Source organism: Terribacillus jepli (genome assembly GCF_047228925.1).
GTDB lineage: Bacteria > Bacillota > Bacilli > Bacillales > Amphibacillaceae > Terribacillus.
In genome coordinates, this window is sequence record NZ_JBFEGH010000009.1 from 53,479 (window position 1) to 72,896 (window position 19,418).

23 protein-coding genes are annotated in these 19,418 nt (G+C 44.8%); 15 read left to right on the forward strand and 8 right to left on the reverse strand.

All coding sequences use genetic code 11. The features are described 5' to 3' along the window. Positions 1–17: 17 nt before the first annotated feature. The 3 genes from AB1K91_RS11350 to AB1K91_RS11360 form a co-directional block, all read right to left on the reverse strand. Positions 18–284, reverse strand: a complete 267-nt coding sequence (locus AB1K91_RS11350; protein ID WP_413089951.1) for a hypothetical protein — start codon at positions 282–284, stop codon at positions 18–20. Between the two features lie 279 nt (positions 285–563). Next, positions 564–1,085, reverse strand: a complete 522-nt coding sequence (locus AB1K91_RS11355) for a M15 family metallopeptidase (RefSeq protein ID WP_413089952.1) — start codon at positions 1,083–1,085, stop codon at positions 564–566. Between the two features lie 134 nt (positions 1,086–1,219). Then, entirely contained in the window at positions 1,220–1,750 is a 531-nt protein-coding gene (locus AB1K91_RS11360; RefSeq protein WP_413089953.1) for an HD domain-containing protein, read from the reverse strand. 241 nt (positions 1,751–1,991) lie between these two features. Here AB1K91_RS11360 and AB1K91_RS11365 point away from each other — a divergent pair, with 241 nt between their 5' ends. Next, positions 1,992–2,951 (forward strand): cation diffusion facilitator family transporter, encoded by a 960-nt coding sequence (locus AB1K91_RS11365; RefSeq protein ID WP_413089954.1) that lies wholly within the window; start codon positions 1,992–1,994, stop codon positions 2,949–2,951. Between the two features lie 31 nt (positions 2,952–2,982). On the opposite strand, the gene AB1K91_RS11370 is transcribed toward AB1K91_RS11365, so the two are convergent. Next, positions 2,983–3,852 (reverse strand): SDR family oxidoreductase, encoded by an 870-nt coding sequence (locus AB1K91_RS11370; protein ID WP_413089955.1) that lies wholly within the window; start codon positions 3,850–3,852, stop codon positions 2,983–2,985. Positions 3,853–4,010: 158 nt separating this feature from the next. Here AB1K91_RS11370 and AB1K91_RS11375 point away from each other — a divergent pair, with 158 nt between their 5' ends. From AB1K91_RS11375 to AB1K91_RS11420, 10 genes are all read left to right on the forward strand, one after another. Next, positions 4,011–4,166, forward strand: a complete 156-nt coding sequence (locus tag AB1K91_RS11375) for a hypothetical protein (protein WP_413089956.1) — start codon at positions 4,011–4,013, stop codon at positions 4,164–4,166. Positions 4,167–4,301: 135 nt separating this feature from the next. Further along, the gene (gene nadE, locus AB1K91_RS11380) at positions 4,302–5,126 is read left to right on the forward strand and encodes an NAD(+) synthase (protein ID WP_413089957.1); all 825 of its coding nucleotides are present in this window, start codon (positions 4,302–4,304) and stop codon (positions 5,124–5,126) included. Positions 5,127–5,234: 108 nt separating this feature from the next. Beyond that, positions 5,235–5,630, forward strand: coding sequence for a large conductance mechanosensitive channel protein MscL (gene mscL, locus AB1K91_RS11385; RefSeq protein WP_413090057.1), 396 nt, complete (start codon positions 5,235–5,237; stop codon positions 5,628–5,630). A 98-nt stretch (positions 5,631–5,728) separates the two neighbouring features. Beyond that, a complete protein-coding gene (locus AB1K91_RS11390; RefSeq protein ID WP_413089958.1) occupies positions 5,729–6,967 on the forward strand; it encodes an MDR family MFS transporter in 1,239 nt (412 codons plus the stop codon). Then, on the forward strand, positions 6,964–7,551 hold the full coding sequence (locus tag AB1K91_RS11395; RefSeq protein WP_413089959.1) for a DNA-3-methyladenine glycosylase: 588 nt from the start codon (positions 6,964–6,966) through the stop codon (positions 7,549–7,551). The genes AB1K91_RS11390 and AB1K91_RS11395 overlap by 4 nt, the downstream gene beginning before the upstream one ends. A gap of 85 nt (positions 7,552–7,636) precedes the next feature. Continuing rightward, positions 7,637–8,566 (forward strand): manganese-dependent inorganic pyrophosphatase, encoded by a 930-nt coding sequence (locus tag AB1K91_RS11400; RefSeq protein WP_413089960.1) that lies wholly within the window; start codon positions 7,637–7,639, stop codon positions 8,564–8,566. Positions 8,567–8,791: 225 nt separating this feature from the next. Next, positions 8,792–9,763 (forward strand): aldo/keto reductase, encoded by a 972-nt coding sequence (locus AB1K91_RS11405; protein WP_413089961.1) that lies wholly within the window; start codon positions 8,792–8,794, stop codon positions 9,761–9,763. Positions 9,764–9,858: 95 nt separating this feature from the next. Further along, positions 9,859–10,419 carry a shikimate kinase gene (locus tag AB1K91_RS11410; protein WP_413090058.1) on the forward strand — a complete coding sequence of 187 codons (561 nt, stop codon included), beginning with the start codon at positions 9,859–9,861 and terminating at the stop codon, positions 10,417–10,419. Positions 10,420–10,599: 180 nt separating this feature from the next. Further along, entirely contained in the window at positions 10,600–11,472 is an 873-nt protein-coding gene (locus AB1K91_RS11415; RefSeq protein WP_413089962.1) for a glycosyltransferase family 8 protein, read from the forward strand. A gap of 70 nt (positions 11,473–11,542) precedes the next feature. After that, positions 11,543–12,085, forward strand: coding sequence for a transcription repressor NadR (locus AB1K91_RS11420; protein WP_413089963.1), 543 nt, complete (start codon positions 11,543–11,545; stop codon positions 12,083–12,085). Here the strand turns inward: AB1K91_RS11420 and AB1K91_RS11425 are convergent, their stop codons facing one another. Genes AB1K91_RS11425 through AB1K91_RS11435 form a run of 3 tightly spaced genes read right to left on the reverse strand, consistent with a single transcriptional unit; the run spans position 12,086 to position 14,068 of the window. Continuing rightward, the gene (locus tag AB1K91_RS11425; protein WP_413089964.1) at positions 12,086–12,928 is read right to left on the reverse strand and encodes an SDR family oxidoreductase; all 843 of its coding nucleotides are present in this window, start codon (positions 12,926–12,928) and stop codon (positions 12,086–12,088) included. Between the two features lie 19 nt (positions 12,929–12,947). Next, positions 12,948–13,568 (reverse strand): flavin reductase family protein, encoded by a 621-nt coding sequence (locus tag AB1K91_RS11430; protein WP_413089965.1) that lies wholly within the window; start codon positions 13,566–13,568, stop codon positions 12,948–12,950. A gap of 56 nt (positions 13,569–13,624) precedes the next feature. Further along, entirely contained in the window at positions 13,625–14,068 is a 444-nt protein-coding gene (locus AB1K91_RS11435; RefSeq protein WP_413089966.1) for a YueI family protein, read from the reverse strand. Positions 14,069–14,195: 127 nt separating this feature from the next. On the opposite strand from AB1K91_RS11435, the gene AB1K91_RS11440 reads away from it, so the two are divergent. From AB1K91_RS11440 to AB1K91_RS11450, 3 genes are all read left to right on the forward strand, one after another. Beyond that, on the forward strand, positions 14,196–15,164 hold the full coding sequence (locus AB1K91_RS11440; protein WP_413090059.1) for a LytTR family transcriptional regulator DNA-binding domain-containing protein: 969 nt from the start codon (positions 14,196–14,198) through the stop codon (positions 15,162–15,164). A 155-nt stretch (positions 15,165–15,319) separates the two neighbouring features. After that, entirely contained in the window at positions 15,320–16,165 is an 846-nt protein-coding gene (locus AB1K91_RS11445; RefSeq protein WP_413089967.1) for an ABC transporter ATP-binding protein, read from the forward strand. Next, the gene (locus tag AB1K91_RS11450; protein WP_413089968.1) at positions 16,162–16,866 is read left to right on the forward strand and encodes an ABC transporter permease; all 705 of its coding nucleotides are present in this window, start codon (positions 16,162–16,164) and stop codon (positions 16,864–16,866) included. Before AB1K91_RS11445 ends, AB1K91_RS11450 begins: the two co-directional genes overlap by 4 nt. Positions 16,867–16,897: 31 nt before the next feature. Here the strand turns inward: AB1K91_RS11450 and AB1K91_RS11455 are convergent, their stop codons facing one another. Further along, a complete protein-coding gene (locus tag AB1K91_RS11455) occupies positions 16,898–18,238 on the reverse strand; it encodes a sugar porter family MFS transporter (protein WP_413089969.1) in 1,341 nt (446 codons plus the stop codon). A 190-nt stretch (positions 18,239–18,428) separates the two neighbouring features. On the opposite strand from AB1K91_RS11455, the gene AB1K91_RS11460 reads away from it, so the two are divergent. Continuing rightward, positions 18,429–19,313 carry a Cof-type HAD-IIB family hydrolase gene (locus AB1K91_RS11460; protein WP_413090060.1) on the forward strand — a complete coding sequence of 295 codons (885 nt, stop codon included), beginning with the start codon at positions 18,429–18,431 and terminating at the stop codon, positions 19,311–19,313. The last annotated feature ends 105 nt before the right edge of the window (positions 19,314–19,418 follow it).

Genomic DNA, 19,418 nt, shown 5'->3' on the forward strand with positions numbered 1-19,418 from the left:
GGCGCTTTTTTAGGGCTTTAAAAATAGGATGCGTAGTATATGACTGTTGCAATCAAGCTGACTAGAGCAAATGAGATGACGCCAAGTATAATAGGAGATACTCGGAAGGTAAACAATCTTATTTCACCGGTCTTATAACCTAGATAACCTTTATTATGGGCATGTGACTGATTGCTCGCATTTCTGTGAACAGTGATAGCAGCCAGATAACGGCGAAAATCACTATGCTTGCCAGTAGTAAAATCTCCATCAATTCCATCTTGAAGATTATGGTTATAAGCCAAATCAATACGAACTCCAAAATGAGTGTCAGACAGATGGTAAGTAGTTTTTTCACTTAATCCCTCTTTCGTCGTATTTGTTTATAAGTTCAATAATCAGATATATAGCTGTTCGAGCTGTTTTAAGTGAGATAAAGCGATTTCATCCACGAGGAACCGTGAGGAATGGAAGGAGAGAAATGTATAGTTTTTTAATTTACTGCTTATTTTATGCTGTTCGTCGTTTAATTACAACTTTTACCTATTGTGATTGTTTTAAAAAAGCGCCTATAGGGGCGCTTTTCATTCGTCTATATGCATTTCCAGATGCGGGTAATCCTTGAAGCCCTGCCAATCCCCGCCCCATTCAAAGCCAAGGTCTTTGGCGATTTCGACTACTTCCATCCAATCGGATTTCCCGTTTTCATTCCCATCGTATTCCATATCCCAAATGACATTTCCCGGTTCCGGCTCCAAGGCGAAGTCGATGGCAAGTCCATAATTATGCATGGATTCTCCACCCTGGACATTGGTGACGATCTGTCCATCTGTTGTCCGTCCTTGGGCGTACAGCTTGTCTTGTTCTTCTTTGGAACGATAGTCATCTGTTATGATGATGGGAATTCCGATATCAGCAGATTTTTCGACTAGTTCATACATGTTTTTTTCCACTGTGGGATGGAGGCCGGTGATGCCTTTAGCATCCATGGAATCAGCAGGGGTGGATTGATTTGGCGGAAGCTGCTCTATATGCAAAAAGCCGAATAGGATCAACGCTGCAACTGTCATAAGCAAAGTAGTTACTATAATCCTTTTCCAGTGCAAATTCTATTCTCCTTTTGAAATCTCGTATACTATATTTCTAGCATAGCCCAACGGGGAGCGGATTGCACGTTTTGATGAGGATTTTTGATAGGAAAGATAGGAGATTTAAGGAAAGGGGGAGGAAGCGGTCATGATCAGCTTGTCTGGACTTGTCTCATCATGCGCTTCTCGATGCTTGCGTCCAATTTGCGGATACGTTTCAGTGCTTCCTGCTGAGCAATCGTCTTGTAATGATGTGCGCCGCCAGCTTCTTCATCGGCCGTATCTGCTTCGGCTACAACTTGCTGTAATGGATCAAGCTTCAAGTTATGCTCTGGCAAGTACGAGTCAGTATGCAAAAGGATAGCCAAGGAAATCGCTTTAGCTGCCTGCGGATCTTCACCTAAACGGATCAATAATTTGTGGGCGCGTGCAGCCCCCTTGATGGCATGGATATCATTTTGTTTATAAAGATCATAGTCCCATTTTCCATCACGATACCATTCGTAATGACCAATATCATGCAGCAATGCCGCTTTGACTGCCATGTCTGGATCGACTTGTTCCCTGTCACTGATGACCAAGGCTTTCTCTGCTACCGAGATTGCATGGGCCTGCCCGGAGCGTCCGAGGTATTTCAATGCGATAGGATGCGTGTAGATCTGTTCTAATGTTACTCTTCTCATTTTGTATCTCCTTCCTTTGTAAAAGTATATTGTTCAAGATATTAACACGTCGGGCTGAAGACTGCAAGTGAAAAAAGTTGAGTTCCATGTATATGGAATAACCGTTTGTACTAAAACTAAAACAAAATAGCTGAGCATATGTTGAGCATAAGGGGCTGTGTTGCATTCAATGTATGCTATGCTAAAATTATTGTTACCATAAACTACTACATATAAATATCACAAAGAAGGAAGAGACAGCATGAAAGAATATGTAAGTCTGTTACGTCAGGGAAGTAAATCAGCCGCATTGGCTGCAATGGTCAATCTGGTTATTGCTCTTGTAAAAGGAGGAGCTTTCCTGCTGACGGGGAATGTGGCAATGTTCGCGGAAACGATGCACAGTTTCGGTGATGCTGCTAACCAGCTATTCGTCTATGTTGGATCAGCGCTCAGCAAGAAAGCCCCGACGGAGCGGTTCCCGGGAGGGTTTGGCAGGGCAGTCAACTTAGTGCTCCTGGGAGCTGTCCTGATTGTCGGGATTCTTGCTTATGAAACGATCCGTGAGGGAATTACGCACCTGGCCCATCCATCGGAATCAGAAGGGCTATGGATCAGTATCACAGTACTCGCACTCGGCTGTATTCTTGAAGGATATGTACTGCTGAAAGCGATGCGTGAGATTGCCCATGAGAGCGAATCGGGTGCAAAGGGACTTGCAGTCATTCCTATGAGCTTTGTACATGTGAAACGAGCGAAACCTGCCACAAAGCTGGTTTTCATGGAAGACTTGGTAGCAACCAGCGGGGGATTGATCGCCATCGTCGCCATCCTGATTGCTGCGTATACACCGTTTTACCAAGCAGAAGGCATCGCTTCCATCATTATAGGTGCCATGATGTTTTTAGTGGTGGGACGTGTTTTCCTTGATAATGCTGCAGGTGTCATCGGGGAAGCTGACGAAGAGATGGCCGACAAAATAGGGAATATTCTTTTTGCAGATAAAGACGTGAAGGATGTCCAGGAAATGACCGTGGTAAAGGAAGGGGAGTCCTTCCACGTTGAAGCAAAACTGGAGATCGATCCGACGCTTACAGTAGCTGCTGCTGATGACATCAAGGACCGTCTGGAAGCTCAGTTAATGGGGCATAGAGGTGTCACGGATGTCATTATCGAATTTGATGAAGATGATAAAACACAAGCGTGGAAAAGCAAAGAATAAGGAAGCTGCATCTGCAGCTTCCTTATTTCATTTAAGATGACATATAGTCTCCGCCATTTACGTGGATGAATTGTCCGGTAATATAGGCTGCTTCATCAGAAGCGAGCAGCACATAGCTTCCGATTAGATCAACAGGCTGGCCGGGTCTGCCAAGGGGTGTCTGGGTACCGAAGCTTTCCAGGGTCTCTTGCGGCATGGTAGCCGGAATGAGCGGTGTCCAAATCGGTCCGGGAGCTACACCATTCACGCGTATTCCTTTGGAAGCCAAGCCTTTTGCAAGTGAGCGAGTAAATGCGACGATGGCTCCCTTGGTCGATGTATAATCGATCAATGTCGGATTGCCGATATACGGCGTGACGGATGATGTATTGATGATACAGTTGCCTTTGCCAAGATGCGGCAGAGCGGCTCGTGTCAGGTAGAAATAGCTGAAGAAATTGGTACGGAATGTACGCTCTAACTGTTCAGGCATAATATCGGTCAAATCATTCTGAACTTCCTGACGTGCAGCATTGTTTACGAGGATATCAAGCTTATTGAAGTCCTGTACAACATTATCAATCAGATTATCACAAAACACAGCATCGCTAATGTCTCCTGGATAGAGAACGCATTTGACACCTTCTTGCTCGATGCGTTTCTTTGCATAGTCCGCATCCTTTTGTTCATCTAAATAAGAAATCGCAATATCAGCACCTTCTTTTGCATACGCGATAGCAACAGCACGTCCGATACCGCTGTCTCCTCCTGTGATCAAAGCCACCTTGCCACGCAGTTTTCCGCTTCCCTTCCAGTGCTCGAATTCCTCAATCGGGAGGGGGTCCATTTCATGTTGGCTACCTGGCTGCCTGGTTTGTTGTCTCCCGGGATTGCCCTCTTTCATGAATTCATATAAATCCATCTTTTCTCTGCCTCCTTCTGTTCCATAAATGAAGTTATTGACAAAAACGGGATGTTCTAAAACGCATGGTGAGTGAATAAGTTCCTTTGAATGGGTTTTTTTCGGCAGGGAATTGAGCTAGAATAGACGAAAGAAGAAATGGAAAGGAGATGTTTGCGATGCGAGCTTATGAAGACTACATTGCAGAGCTTTTCGCTTTTGACGATCCATTCTTTCGTTCAACAGATCTTGATTTTGATATAGATGTCCAGCGTATGGAAAAGACGATGGAGGATATGAAAGCATATCTGAATACGAAGCCCGCGGAGAACTGATTCGCGGGTTTTATTTTTCGGCTTTTATCAGGCGATTGGTTTATACTAGAGAAAGAGAGCATGATACATAAATAGATTACGTTCCAGCTTGAGAGGGAAAAGAGTACTATCATCATTCATCGAGGAGGCAAAATCATGTCCAATCAAACAAGAATCATCAAAGAGCTGCAAGTAAAACCAACAATTGACGCTAAGCAGGAAATCCGCAGCCGAATCGACTTCCTGAAGGAATATTTGCTTAAGACCGGTGCTAAAGGTTTCGTTCTCGGTATCAGCGGAGGGCAGGATTCCACATTGGCAGGACGCCTTGCGCAGCTGGCAATTGAAGAATTGAAAAACGAAGGCAAGGATGTGACCTTTGCTGCAGTGCGCTTGCCATATGGGGAGCAAGCGGATGAAGAAGATGCACAGCTGGCATTGAAATTCATCGATCCGGCCGAGTCTTATGTATACAATATCAAGGAGCCTGTAATCAAAGCTGCTGATGCTTACGAAGATGCTGCAGGCGAAAAGCTTGCTGATTACCATAAAGGCAATATCAAAGCAAGGATGCGTATGATTGCCCAATACGCAATCGGGGGTCAGAAGGGTTTACTTGTCATCGGTACAGACCATGCAGCGGAAGCAATCACTGGCTTCTTCACGAAATACGGAGATGGCGGAGCAGATGTTCTGCCGCTCAGCGGTCTGAACAAACGTCAAGGCAAGCTGCTGCTGATAGAACTCGGTGCCCCGGAACGTTTATATGAGAAATTACCAACTGCCGACTTGCTCGATGAAAAGCCAGGACAAGCAGATGAAGCGGAGCTTGGGTTGAAATACGAGGATATCGATGATTATCTCGAAGGGAAAATCATCGACGAGGATACAGCAAAAATGCTTGAAGATCGTTATTTCAAAACAACACATAAACGTCAGCAGCCAGCATCCATACATGATGACTGGTGGAAAGAACTGTAATGATGAACGAGACTCCATGCGGGGTCTCGTTTTGTTTTAGGATGACCATACTTGAAAAAGATAGATGGATGCGCAAAAATGGTACTAGCCAAAGGAGGGATACATACGATGCTCAAGGAATTCAAAGAGTTTGCGTTACGCGGAAACGTCGTGGACTTGGCTGTAGCCGTAGTGATCGGAGCTGCGTTCAGTGCCATCACGACTTCGCTCGTCAACGATATCATCATGCCGCTTATCGGTATCATCACAGGCGGGCACGATTTTAGCGGGCTTCAGTTCACTGTTGGCAATGCTGTAGTGAAGTATGGTGCATTCATTCAAACTGTGATCAATTTCTTTTTGATTGCTGCAGCGTTGTTCATGGTCGTCAAAGTAATGAATAAGCTGAAGCGTAAGCAGCCGGAGACAGAAGAAATAGTCGAGGAACTGACCGTGGAACAGGAGCTGCTCACGGAAATTCGCGATTTATTGAAAAAAGAAGAGAAATTGAAGGATCAGATATGAGTCTGATCCTTTTTGATTATTTTCTGAGCGGTTCGGGAATGCAAGGAACAGCTCCCTCGTAATCTGCTATAATCTGGATTATGAGGAGATGAGACAGCATGTCAGTTTTACGTTCATTGCATCCTTTTAGCTGGACGATCATCATCGGAACGGTGTTCGGCAGGATGGCCACTAGTATGAGTATTCCTTTTTTAGCAATTTATTTAACGCAGGAGAAGGGAGCGTCTGCTGGATTTACAGGATTGATCATTGCCATCAGTTCTTTGGTCGGCATTCTATCCAGCTTTTACGGCGGGTACTTTTCTGATCGATTCGGCAGAAAGAAAATCATCGCTATCAGTATATTTGGCTGGTGTGGCGTTTTCGTAGGATTTGCACTGGCGGATGCCATCTGGGTATTCTTCGTTATGAATGCGCTGAATGGATTATGCCGTTCATTATTCGAACCTACATCCAAAGCTCTTTTGTCGGATGTGACTGATCAAAAAAATCGATTGCTCGTTTTCAATCTGCGCTATACGGCAATTAATATAGGAGTCGTATTCGGACCGCTCCTAGGTTTGTACTTCGGTTCTGCTTCTTCGACAGCGCCATTCTTGATAGCTGCTTTCGTGTATTTTGTATATGGACTTGTTTTGATCTTTCAATTCTTACGTGTCAAAGTGGAAGAAACAGCTGCCGCCGCAAACAGGATCAGCGTCCGCGAAGCATTTCATGTAACGCGAAAGGATACTTTATTTATGTTCCTGCTGATCGGGGTCACGATCAGTGTGTTCGGGTATTCACACTTCAGTGCCACTTTGCCGCAATTTTTCGCAGCTACGCCTACGATAGAAGATGGGGCTAAAGTTTTCAGCATGATGCTCACGTTGAATGCTCTAACAGTCCTGGTTGTGCAATATCCGATAGTGGCTGTGGCGAAACGGTATTCGCTTGTTTTGTCCTTGATGCTTGGGAACGTACTGATTGCCATCAGTTTGCTGAGTATGGCATTCTTGCATAATATCATCTGGATTGCAGCTGCCGTCATATTGTTCACGATCGGTGAAGTGCTGTTATTCTCGATGTCGGATATGTTCATCGATGAGATTGCCAATCCTGATATGAAGGGGACATATTTTGGGGCAATGGGATTCACAGGTTTTGGAAGTTTGGCAGGTCCGCTGATTGGAGGCATGCTGCTGGATCATTTCGGTGCTTTCCATCCGATTCCGATATTTTCCATCATAGCCCTTCTCGTCATCATCGGTGCCCCATTCTTATTCCAAGTTTGGGTAATGCTAAAAGGGAAGGAGCAAAAACCGAAACCTCTTTTGAAAAAGGAGCATGTTAAATGACAAGTTATCCACCGCTGCCACAGTCATTCTTTGAGCAGCCCACATTGGAGCTGGCTCCAAGTTTGCTGGGTTGTCTGCTCGTACATGAAACGCCGGAAGGGATCACCTCCGGATATATTGTAGAGACCGAAGCATACCGGGGAGCACTCGACCGTGCTGCGCATAGCTTCAATAATCGCCGAACGAAACGGACGGAGATCATGTTCCATGCCCCGGGTCATATCTATACCTACACGATGCATCGGCAAGTGCTGCTCAATGTCGTCAGTGCTGATTCCGAGATACCGGAAGCGGTTCTCATCCGGGCACTTGAACCGAAGGAAGGCATTGGACTCATGGAAACACGCAGACCTGGACGAAAGCAGAGGGAATTGACGAATGGTCCAGGTAAGCTGTGTCAGGCGATGGGGATCATGCAATCGCATTACGGCGGTCATTTCACCAACCCGCCATTATATATCACACAAGGTTACACACCGGAGCAAGTGGAGATAGGACCAAGAATCGGAATCCCGAATGCACAGGAAGCCCGGGATTTTCCTTGGCGTTTCTGGGTGCACGGAAATAGGTATGTTTCCAAGTGAGTCCCTTTTTAAAACGGCTCGAATCATGTAAAATGAAAACATCATGTCCGGTATTAGCCGGCAATGCAAAAAGGAGAGATAGGCAGTGGGTAAAGTACTCGTCTTCGGACATAAAAACCCGGATACAGATGCGGTTACATCCGCAATTGCATACGCACATTTGAAAAATAAACTAGGTATGGAAGCAGAAGCAGTCCGCCTTGGGGAATTGAATGAAGAAACGGAATTTGCTTTGAGCGCTTTCGGTTTGGAAGCTCCCCGGATGATCGAGGCAATCGATGGAGATGCAGAGCAAGTCATCCTAGTCGATCATAATGAAAAACAGCAAAGTGTATCAGATATCGATACTGTCTCTGTCATTGAAGTGGTCGACCACCATCGTATCGCGAACTTCGAAACGGCGGATCCGCTTTACTATCGTGCAGAGCCAGTCGGCTGTACAGCTACCATCATCAAAAAAATCTATAAAGAACATGATGTGGAGATTCCGAAAGAAATCGCAGGTGCTATGCTGAGTGCGATCATCTCTGACTCCTTATTGTTCAAATCTCCTACTTGCACGGAACAGGATGTCAAGGCGGCGAAGGAACTTGCAGAGATTGCTGGTGTCGATGTAAATACATACGGCTTGGATATGCTGAAAGCAGGTGCCGATGTCAGCAAGAAAACAGCAGACGAATTGATCACACTTGATGCAAAAGAATTCCAGATGGGAGATGCAACAGTGGAAATCGCCCAGGTCAATGTCGTCGATGAACAGGATGTTCTTGTCCGCCAAGCTGAAGTGGAAGCAGCAATGAAGCAGAAGATCACGGATAAAGGGTTGAAGCTGTATCTGTTCGCCATCACGAATATCCTGACTAATGATTCCACAGCAATTGCAATCGGAGCGGATACACAAGCTGTCGAAAAAGCGTTCAACGTGACACTATCCAACAATACGGCAACACTTAAAGGTGTCGTATCCCGTAAGAAACAAATCGTACCAGTTCTGACTGAAGTCATGAATGGCTAATAATATCCGAGCAGGCGTCCAAAGGCCTGCTCATTTTATTTGCTGTCAGCCTGTACAAAATGCTAAAGTGGATATACACCCGCATAGGAAACAACCTCGCATCATCTTCTTCCAATCAAGAACTCTGTTTTTTCTGCAGTGGCAAAGGATGCTTTTTCTCTGAATGAGGGAATAGGTATGCAACCCGCTGACTTATTTTTCAGAATAAAAGGGAGGCTTTTCGGGATGAAATATACAGCTATACCAGGAATTGAGCGCCCGCTCTCAAAATTGATCCTGGGAACGACAAAATTCTTCGAAGAAAAAAGACAAGATGTATTCGCTGTTCTGGACGCCTTCTTGAAGGCAGGTGGCAATACGATAGATACCGGTCCGAAATACGCAAAATACCAGGCGGAAAAATTAATCGGACAATGGATGCAGGAGCGCGATACCCGCAAAGACGTCATCCTCATTTCAAAAGGCGGCCATTATCATATTGATCGGGATGGGACACATCATCCAGAGATGAAGCGTGTAGATCCGGTCGAGATCACAAAGGATCTTCATGACAGCTTGGAGAACTTGCAGACTGATTTTATTGATATTTATCTCATACATCGAGATGATCGGAGTGTACCTGTTCAAGTACTGATGGATATGCTGCATGAGCATCAAAAGGACGGCAAAATAGGCGTATATGGAGTGTCCAACTGGGAGCCTGATCGTATCGAGGAAGCCAATGCCTATGCCGATAGCAAAGGATATGACAGGCTGATGGTGAACAGCCCGAATCTTAGCCTTGCACAGCTGAATGAAGTACGGTGGGCAGAGACGGTGGCGCTGGATGATGAATACCTTGCTTGGCATCGCCGTACGGGGATGCCGGTCATTTCCTGGGCTGCTCAGGCAGGAGGATTCTTCACTGGTACATATGACCGAAACCATGTGACGGATGAAGAAGTTGCTCGCGTCTATTACAATGATGACAACTGGGAACGATTTGATCGTGCTGCCGAAATAGCCAATAAAAAGGGCGTGACAGCGAACCAGATTGCGGTCGCTTATGTCCTGCATCAAGCCTTTCCGACATGCGCCATTGTTGGCTGTAAAAATGTACAGCGGCTTGAGGAAGCACTCCCGGCAATCGATATCGAATTGACTGTCGAGGAAGTGAAGTGGCTGAATCTGGAGCTGGAGGATGCCAAAGTTGAATAGGGTATTTCTCTCTTACGATTTTTTGACTTATCGTATACAATAGAACATATTACAAAGTATACGGTATGAAAGAGAGGAGTCTTAGTGTGCGGACAATGAGCAGGCAGCATATACCCGTGCGGGCGAAAAACATCGTCCTGATCGGATTCATGGGTGTCGGGAAAACGACAATCGGCAAGCTGGTGGCCGATAAACTATATAGGGACTTCATCGATATCGATATTGAAATCGAACGCCGTCAAGGCATGACGATACCGGATATATTCGCTCAGCATGGAGAAGGATATTTCCGGGAGATTGAACGGGATACAGTCCTCGATATTTGTGATAATAAACAATGTAACATCGTTTCCCTCGGCGGCGGTGCGTTCAAACAGGAAGCCATCAGGGAGAAATGTCTCGACAGCTGTCTTGTGCTATTTCTGGATTTAAGCTGGGACCGATGGAAGGAACGTATGGATCTGCTGATCGAAAATCGTCCTGTACTGCATAATAAGACGGTGGACGAAGTGCAGCAGATTTTCGATGAACGGCAGGCGATTTATGCAGAACATAATGCGCGCGTTACAACTGATAATCTGAATCCGGAAGAAGTTGCGGATTACATCGTAGAAATATTGAAACTTGGATGGGAACTTCATCAGCCGCTATCCTGATCAATGCCTTGATCAAAGAGCTATTGCAATAATACTTGTTGTAATAGCTCTTTTTAACCGGAATAATTGTCCTAATTATCAAATAATTATAGGTCCTATCTGCTTATTTCCGCGGCTTCATGTTTTCAAAAATAGAAAGCAGGGTAGAGAAACTTACGATTTCAAAGGAGGATGAACGTCTTGCATCACAAAGATACAATCCATGTTGTTTCCAGTGCGGATGATAATTATGCTCACCATCTTGGTGTGATGCTGGCATCACTGCTTACAAATGTCAATCGAAACAGACGAATCATGCTATATGTAATCGACGGAGGAATTACCAAGCCGAACAAGCGGATGCTGATGAAGACGACGATGCAATTCGGTGTTCCGATTCGTTTCCTCACCATAGATACCGAATCATATAAGAATGCAACAGAAAGCAGATATATCAATAAAACGGCTTACTACCGCATTTCGATTCCAGAAGTCATTACAGATCCAAAGGTAGATCGGGTCATTTATATCGACTGCGATACATTAATACTGAAAGATATCGCTGAGCTGCATGATATGGATTTGGATGGCGAATTGATGGCGGCGGTAGAAGATGCTGGCCAGCTGCAGCGACTGGAGAAGATGAATATTACAGCGGAAGGTAAGTACTTCAATTCCGGCATGATGGTCATTGACATGGAGGGCTGGCGTAAACGGAACATCTCGAAAAAGGTGCTTGAATTCATTGATGAAAACAATGATCCAGACTTCCTTTACTTACATGATCAAGATGCATTGAATGCAATCCTTTGGGATAAGTGGAAGCCAATCCATCCACGATGGAATGCGCAATCCTTCATCATACTCAAGACCAAGACGCCGACGGAGCTGGCAGAACGGAAACGCTACAAGGAAGCGCGTCAATCACCGGCCATCGTTCATTTCACCGGTGCAAATAAACCATGGAATTCTGATGTCGGACATCCATTTGCGCCGCTTTATTTCGAATTCCTGCAGCAGACACCGTGGAAAGTACTTCCGGGACAAAAGGAACAGGAAGTATATGCAGACTAAGACACAGCTGGGATGGCTGTGTCTTTTTTATTTGCTATAATACAGGAAACAGCAAAAAGGGCGGATCAGAATGGTTCAAGAGAAAAAGAAGCTATTGGGGAAAACACGCAGAAAATGGCTGCTGGAAAAGCTGCAGAAAGCAGAAGGTCCACTCAAGGGGAGTGAATTGGCCAAAGAAGCAAATGTCAGCAGGCAAGTGATCGTAGGCGATGTTACACTGCTGAAAGCTGAGCAGCATCCGATCATTGCTACGAGTGAGGGATATATACTGCAGCAGCAGCTTGTTTATTCAGTGGAAAGAATCGTAGCATGTCAGCATGCACCAGAACGGACAGAAGAGGAGCTGGAATTGCTCGTGGATTTAGGTGTGACAGTGAAGGATGTCCGGGTGGAGCATCCGGTTTACGGGCAGATAACGGCTTCCATCATGGTTTCCAGCCGCAGGGAAGTCAAAAAGTTCATTGAAAGGATAACAAACAGCAGAGCGGGTTATTTATCAGAATTGACGGAGGGCATTCATCTTCATACATTAGCGGCAGACGATGAATCGATAATGGAAGAAGCAATCGAATTGCTGAGGGAGCGCGAATTTCTTGTGCCAGAATGGGATTGACTAAACAGTCAATCCCACCTTTCTTTCACTCATTGCCCATAGCTGTTTGGCTAATTCATCATTATCCGCCTGCCCCTTTACTTCCTGTATCCGTCGTTTATAAAAATATCCGCCGGATACATGCTGCACCTCGGGACTTTCGGCTAAATATAAAGCAGTATCTGCCCCTTCGGCAGGTGATTGGAAAAATGGACGGAGCAGCTGATGGACTTTTTTTCCGAAACCGGACTGTCTGTCCACCCCGAGACTCGTGCTGACCGCTCCTGGATGTACAGCATTCACCGTGGTGTTTGAATGATGCAGCCGCAAGGAGAGCTCCTTTGTGAACAAAAGGTTAGCAAGCTTGCTGTGCCCGTAATTTTGCCATGGCGTAAAAGATTCTGTTCCTCCTAAATCATCAAGGTTGATTTTTCCGATTTTATAGGCACCAGAGGATACAACGACAATGCGTCCCTGGATTGCTGATTTGATCAGTTCCAACAGCAAATTGGTCAGCAGGAAGTGTCCGAAGTGATTCACTCCCATCATCATCTCCAAGCCATCAGCAGTGTATTGTTTTTTTGTTGTGACGACGCCGGCATTGTTGATGAGAATATCGATAACAGGATACTGTGTTTTCAATGCTTCTGCACAGGCACGAATACTGGAGAATGACGCGAGATCGCATACGTACAGATGGATATTGTCTGTACCACTGCGTTCTTTTGCCTCTTCCAATGCTTGCAAACCACGCTCTTCAGAACGACAGAGCATGCATACTGTATGACCTCTCCTGGCTAAAGATACCGTTGTGGCAAAACCCATGCCGGAATTCGCTCCGGTAATCACGACTGTTTTCTGCATGTGTACACCACTCTCCTTATTATTCTGGACGTTTCAAAGTAAATTGATCACCCAGCTTACTATAATCATTGCCTGCCAAGCGGCTGATCGGCTGGATTGCTTTTGCATCCAGGTAGCCGGTACTTTCATCGTAAACCTCCGGTGAAAGATGGTAGCCTGCCACCTTTGCGAGTAATAAGTCGGCTGTAATAGCTCCTTCTTCATCTTTTATTTCGATATGATCATATAACGTGCATTCCATACGAATGGACGCTTCTTTAATGCCGGGAACCGAGATATAGGTGCTCGTTGCAAGCGTCAAATTGGTGTGAACAAGCTCACTTTCTTCAGCGGGTAAGGTAGCTGCTGTTTTGTTCAAGTCCTCGACAATCGGCTCGGTGCTGATATGGACGACAAGTTCCTTGGAGCGAATGGCATGACGTGCTGTGTCCTTCTGTCTGCCATCTGTACGCTGTATCGAAATACTGATCAGCGGCGGTGTTGCACTAACGATCGAAAAATAGCTGAAAGGAGCAGCATTCACGATATCTGATTCCGCTGACTGGGTTGTGACGAAAGCTACCGGTCTTGGAATGATGCTGCCTGTGAGTAGTTTATAATGTGTCTTGGCTGAGAGATCATTTGCATGGAATGTATACAAGTTTTTTTCCCCTTTCTGTCAGGCTATCATATGAATTTTACATGCATTTAACAGTTCTATTGCCTTTTAAAAATATTCTTAAGCATGGAAGAAAAAGAATGATCTGTTTTTTCGGTGTTTTCCGGTGGAGCTTCTTCTTCCTCCAAGAAGATTTCTTGCTTATCTATCGCATGGTCGACATGCAGAACGAGCGCAATATCCACATCAATTCCCTGATTGGTAACGGATGTGTATGGGATGCGGTAGGATGACGCGAGTGCTTTATATGGCTTGAAAAAACGTATATTCACTTCTCCCGATAAGCGCAAGGACGCATCCGGATAACTTTTCATTGCCGTTTCCAGCTGTTTCAGACCTTTTTGCTGAACGACCTCACCCTCAGTCATTGCCAGGATGGTCCGCTCCCGGAGGGTTCCCAGGTACTCTTTCCTCTCACTTGCTTTTGTTTCTTTAATTCCATATATACCCTCATTGAGGTAATCATCTATATTCTTTTTCAAGACACTTCATCTCCAATTCGGTATTTCCAATTCATGGCGTTAGCTTTACAATAAAAGTAAAACAGGGGGCGAGCCATTAGTGACGACATTGCAACTCGATAATCTCAGCAAGACTTCCCATAATACAATGATCCTGCCACCAATCGATATAGAGCTGAAAGCAGGGGAGTGTTATGTGATTCGCTGTAATAAAGTGATTGGGAGTCAGCTGCTTAAAATAATTAACAAAATAGAAAACCCTTCTACCGGTAGTGTACTACTATTCGGTGAAAATATCGAAAACCTGCGTTCCGTGAATGATCGGATTGGCTTTCTTTATCTTGACGATGCAACGTATACGAGGATGAAAGTAAGGGATTATCTCGCTTTCTTTCGAAAACTATATGGCAGTAAGATCGATTTAGAAGAAGTGATTCAGCAAATCGGCTTGCGTGAGCGGCAAAGTACAAAAATCAGCAAATTGACATTTTCGCAGGTACGCCGCCTGCAAATCGGCAGACTGCTTGTGCAGGATCAGCCGATTTTGATTATGGAAGAACCCGAACAGAATGTTGATCTGGAAACCAGCTTGATCATTCATCGTATTATTGAAGAGCTGAGAAAGAAAGGTAAAACGATGCTCATTACTACTATAGACTTGGAAAATGCGTTAGCGCTGACCAATCATGTCTATTCTTTGACAGATAAGAGCTGTAAACGGATAGCTGTTGAGGAAGAAAATGAAGAAGATGCTGAGAGCGAAGAAGTGGTTCAGCCAGTCAAATTAGAAAAGATACCGGCGAAAATCGATGATAAGATCATTTTATTCAACCCGTTTGATATTAACTTTATCGAGAGCAGTGAAGGAGTGGCGCAGCTTCATCTTCAAGATGGAGTCTATCCATGTACATATACGCTTCAGGAATTAGAGGAGCGGTTGAGGGCTTTTGGCTTCTTCCGCTGTCACCGTTCCTATCTTGTGAATCTGCAGCAGGTGAAGGAAGTGGTGACCTGGACGCGGAATAGCTTCAGTTTGATCTTGGATGACCATTCGCGCAGCTCAGTCCCATTATCAAAGAACCGCTTCGAGGAATTGAAGGGAATGCTCGGCTTGTAACCTGCTCCATTCACATGGAAATTTGCATTATTCAGGGCCCCAATTGCTCCATTCAACCTTTTTAGGTGCTATTAAGCCTGATTTTACAGCGTTTTTTCGCGAATGACAGTAAGCTAGGGTTATCAACCGTTACGCACGGAAAGGAGCAGCACAATATGGAATACGCATTGCAGGTAAAGGATTTGTCCAAGATATTCGGACAGCAGCGTGCGCTGCAGCAAGTCTCATTCAATGTAAAAAAAGGAGAAATCTTTGGTTTTCTGGGACCGAGTGGCTCAGGGAAGACAACTACTGTCAAGATCCTCACTGGTCAACTTCTGCAAACTGCTGGCGAAGTTAATATACTGGGAAAACCAGCTTCTAAAATGAAAGATGTTGATTTGGGAAGAATAGGTATCTTGACGGATAACAGTGGGTTGTATGAACGGATGACTGTACAGCAAAATCTAGATTTCTATGCAAAGTTATATGGTGTTGCTGCAGGAAGAGTGGAAGAGGTACTGCAGATGGTAGGTTTGGCAGAAGATAAGAAGAAGCCGGTGAAAAAACTGTCAAAGGGTATGAAGCAGCGCGTACTTCTTGCTAGAGCAGTATTGCACAAGCCTGAAGTCCTCTTTCTTGATGAACCAACCTCAGCCTTGGATCCGGGAAATGTTCAGAAAATGCATGATCTTCTGCGGAATCTGAATCAGGAAGGAACAACGATTTTCCTGACAACGCACAATATGGAGGAAGCCTCGCAGCTTTGTGATCGGGTGGCATTCCTGCATGAAGGCCAAATCCGGGAAATGGATGCACCGAAGCAGCTCCAGCGCAAGTATGCAAAGAATACAATACATCTAGTACTGAAAGATGGACGTGAAGAGACAATTGGGAATGACGCAGTTGGTGCTGATCGCCTTTATCGGTACATGCAGGCAGAGGAAGTTTTGGTTATACACTCCGATCAGCCGACTCTGGGAGATATTTTCATTGAAGTGACAGGGAGGAAATTAGCATGAATACGGCTCGTTTATCCGCAATGCTTGTAAAAGAATACCATGATTTGAAATCAAATGTTTCGATACTTTCCATTTTGGTATTGCCGATATTTTTGGCTGTCCTGTATAGTCGGATGGATGGATCGCAGGACTTTTCGATTGCTTTCATTTTTGTAATCAATGTTGCGTTTATCACGATGTATGTACAGTCGATATTGCTGGCGGAGGAGAAAGAAAAGAACACCCTGCAGGTTTTATTACTTTCACCAGCAAGCACTACAGAAATCATGGCTGGTAAGAGTATTATCTCTGTTATCTTGACTATTATCATGTTCGTTGTATCCATATTGATTATGGGCGTAAGTATTGAAAGTCCGTTGATGTTGTCTATCGTACTGCTCATCGGTACAATTCTTTTCGCTGCTTTAGGCACTTTGGTAGGCTTGCTTAGTGAAAATATGGTTCAGATTACAGTATATATACTACCGCTCAGTTTCTTATTTGGTTTCAGTCCTATGATTGAGATGTTTTTCCCAGATGGTGTAATAGCAGATATCTTAAGCTATACGCCTGGCAGTTATATGATGGAAGCGTGTCTCGGAGCAATAAATGGCGATGCATTTTCCTCTTATCAGGAAGCTGTCATCTGGCTTGCAGGATGGATGATAGTCGCATTGGCAGTAACTTTGATCGTCTTCAAAAAGAAAAGCTTATCCAAATAAATAAGCCGCCCGATATGGGCGGCATTTTCATTTAACTGCTGCGTGTACGCAAATCCTCTTCGATTTGTTCCAAGCTCTTCCCGCGTGTCTCGGTCGTGAAGAACTTCACGAACAGGAAGGCAAGGATGCCGATCACGGCGAAAATATAGAATAGGTAACTGATACCGATTGCTCTTAACAAAATCGGGAATAGCAGGGATACAATCAAGTTGGCGCCATGCAGCGCGAATGTAGCTACACCTGTTCCGATTCCGCGGACACTTGTCGGGAATAGTTCTGGAAGCATGATCCAGACGACAGGTCCCCAAGTTGTCGAGAAAGAGATGATGAAAGTGCCGAGGCAAACGATGATTGCCCATGTAGCAGCTGTTGAATCAGGTGCAAGCAAGTTTATGGTGGAAAGGACGATCAAGCTGGCAACCATACCGATATTACCTGCCATAAGCAAAGTCTTACGGTTGATTTTGTCGACAAATCGGATGGCGATTATCGTCATCAATACGTTCACTGCCCCGATACCGACAGTACCAAGAATGGCAGCGGTATCTGCAAATCCGGCATTCTCCAGTGTTATAGGCGTGTAATAGATGATTGTATTGATACCGATGAATTGCTGGAAGAAGGCAATTCCCACTCCGGCAATCAATGCAGGACGAACCCAGCTGGAAAGCAGTTCCTTCATACCCCCTTCCTCTTCTTTTGCTGCTTTATTAACTTCGGAGATTTCTTCATTGATAGAAGCATCTTCGCCCCGCACACGTCTCAGGATAGCACGGGCTTGTTCTTCTTTTCCTACTGTCAGGAGCCAACGCGGGCTTTCAGGCATGAAAATCATTCCGATGATCAAGATGACTGCTGGAATGACAGCTAGTCCAAGCATCCAGCGCCATGCGCCTGCATCGGACAGAGCATAGTTCACAAGGTACGAAGATAGAATACCGATTGTAATGAGCAGTTGATTCAATGAAGCGAGAGAGCCGCGCTTTTCTTTTGGAGCAAGTTCGGATAAGTATAGTGGTACAATGGTAGTGGAACATCCGACGGCTAACCCAAGAATGACACGAGCAATAACCATCATCGTTACATTGACAGCCAGTCCGGCAGCAAGTGCACCGATAAGGAATAGGATACCAGCACTGATTATCGTCTTTTTACGTCCGATTTTATCTGTGACTCTTCCTGTGATTGCGGCACTGATGATGGCGCCGACTAGAAGGGAACTGACGACCAAGCCTTCTGTAAAGGAAGTGAGGCCAAGATCTTCATCGATGTACAGCAACGCACCAGAAATGACTCCAGTATCATAGCCATAAAGCAAGCCGCCTAATGCACCAAAAAAATACAATAAACTGCTTGATTGCTTTTTCTGCATATTTTGCTACCTCCTAAGTTGTGCGATAATTATGTTATAATATGTAAGCCTTTTCCTCTTTCGTTATAAGATGAAACCTTTTCACCTGCTCTCGATTGAAAAGTCCCACAATAAACCATTATAATTTAATAATGGCAGAAATGACTACATAAAAATATTATTATTAGGAGGATTTTACTTGGCTAAAAATATGATTGCGATCGATTTGGATGGAACATTACTGAATACCGAGAGTCAAATCCCCGAAGAAAATAAAGCCGCAATCAAGCGTGCCATCGATGCTGATATGCTGGTTGCCATCAGTACCGGCCGTGCGACATTCGATGTGAAATCCCTTGTAGGTGATGATTTGGATATCCCGATCATCGCATCCAATGGCGGCACGATTCACGATGTAGGTTATAAATTACTTAATAAGATTACCTTTGAAAAAGAATTGGCAAAGGAAATTGCGAATTTTCTTGTAGAGCAGGATATCTATTTTGAAGTGTATACAGAAACGGAGCTGCTTTCCCCATATAATGGGGAGGAGAAGCTGAAAGCGGAATTGGATAAGGTGGTATCTGCCAACACGGATGAAAGTCTGGAGCAGTTATGGGTCGGTGCCATGTCTCAATTCAAACAATCCGGCATTCGCTTTGTTCCGAATATCGATCATATTTTCACTGATGAAAATACAATCTTCAAGATTCTTTGCTTCAGTTTTGATCTGCAAAGTCTGGCTGGAGTATATAAGGCAATCAGTCAGAACTCCAGAATCACAGTGACCTCTTCCGGGGAGCATATTTTGGAGATTCTGCCGGAGAATTCAGGTAAAGGATATGCAGTTACCATGCTTGCTGAAAAGTACGGAATCCAAAGGGAAGATATCTATGCGGTGGGGGATAGTCCGAATGATATCAGCATGTTCGAGGTTGCTGGTAACGGTGTAGCCATGAAAAATGCGATGACAGAGCTTATGGAAATTGCTACGCATGTGACAAAATCCAATGATGAATTTGGCGTTGCTTACTTCCTGGATAAATTGATTGCAGGGGAGCAGGATGAGCTTCGACGAGTCGAGGAAGGAGTATGAGGGGAAACCGGTGCAGGCATGCGCCGGTTTTTTTGTGTACTAAATTCTGATAAAGAGATGCGTTGTCGGGCTATTTTATGTAAAATAGAGTGATAATCATTCTCA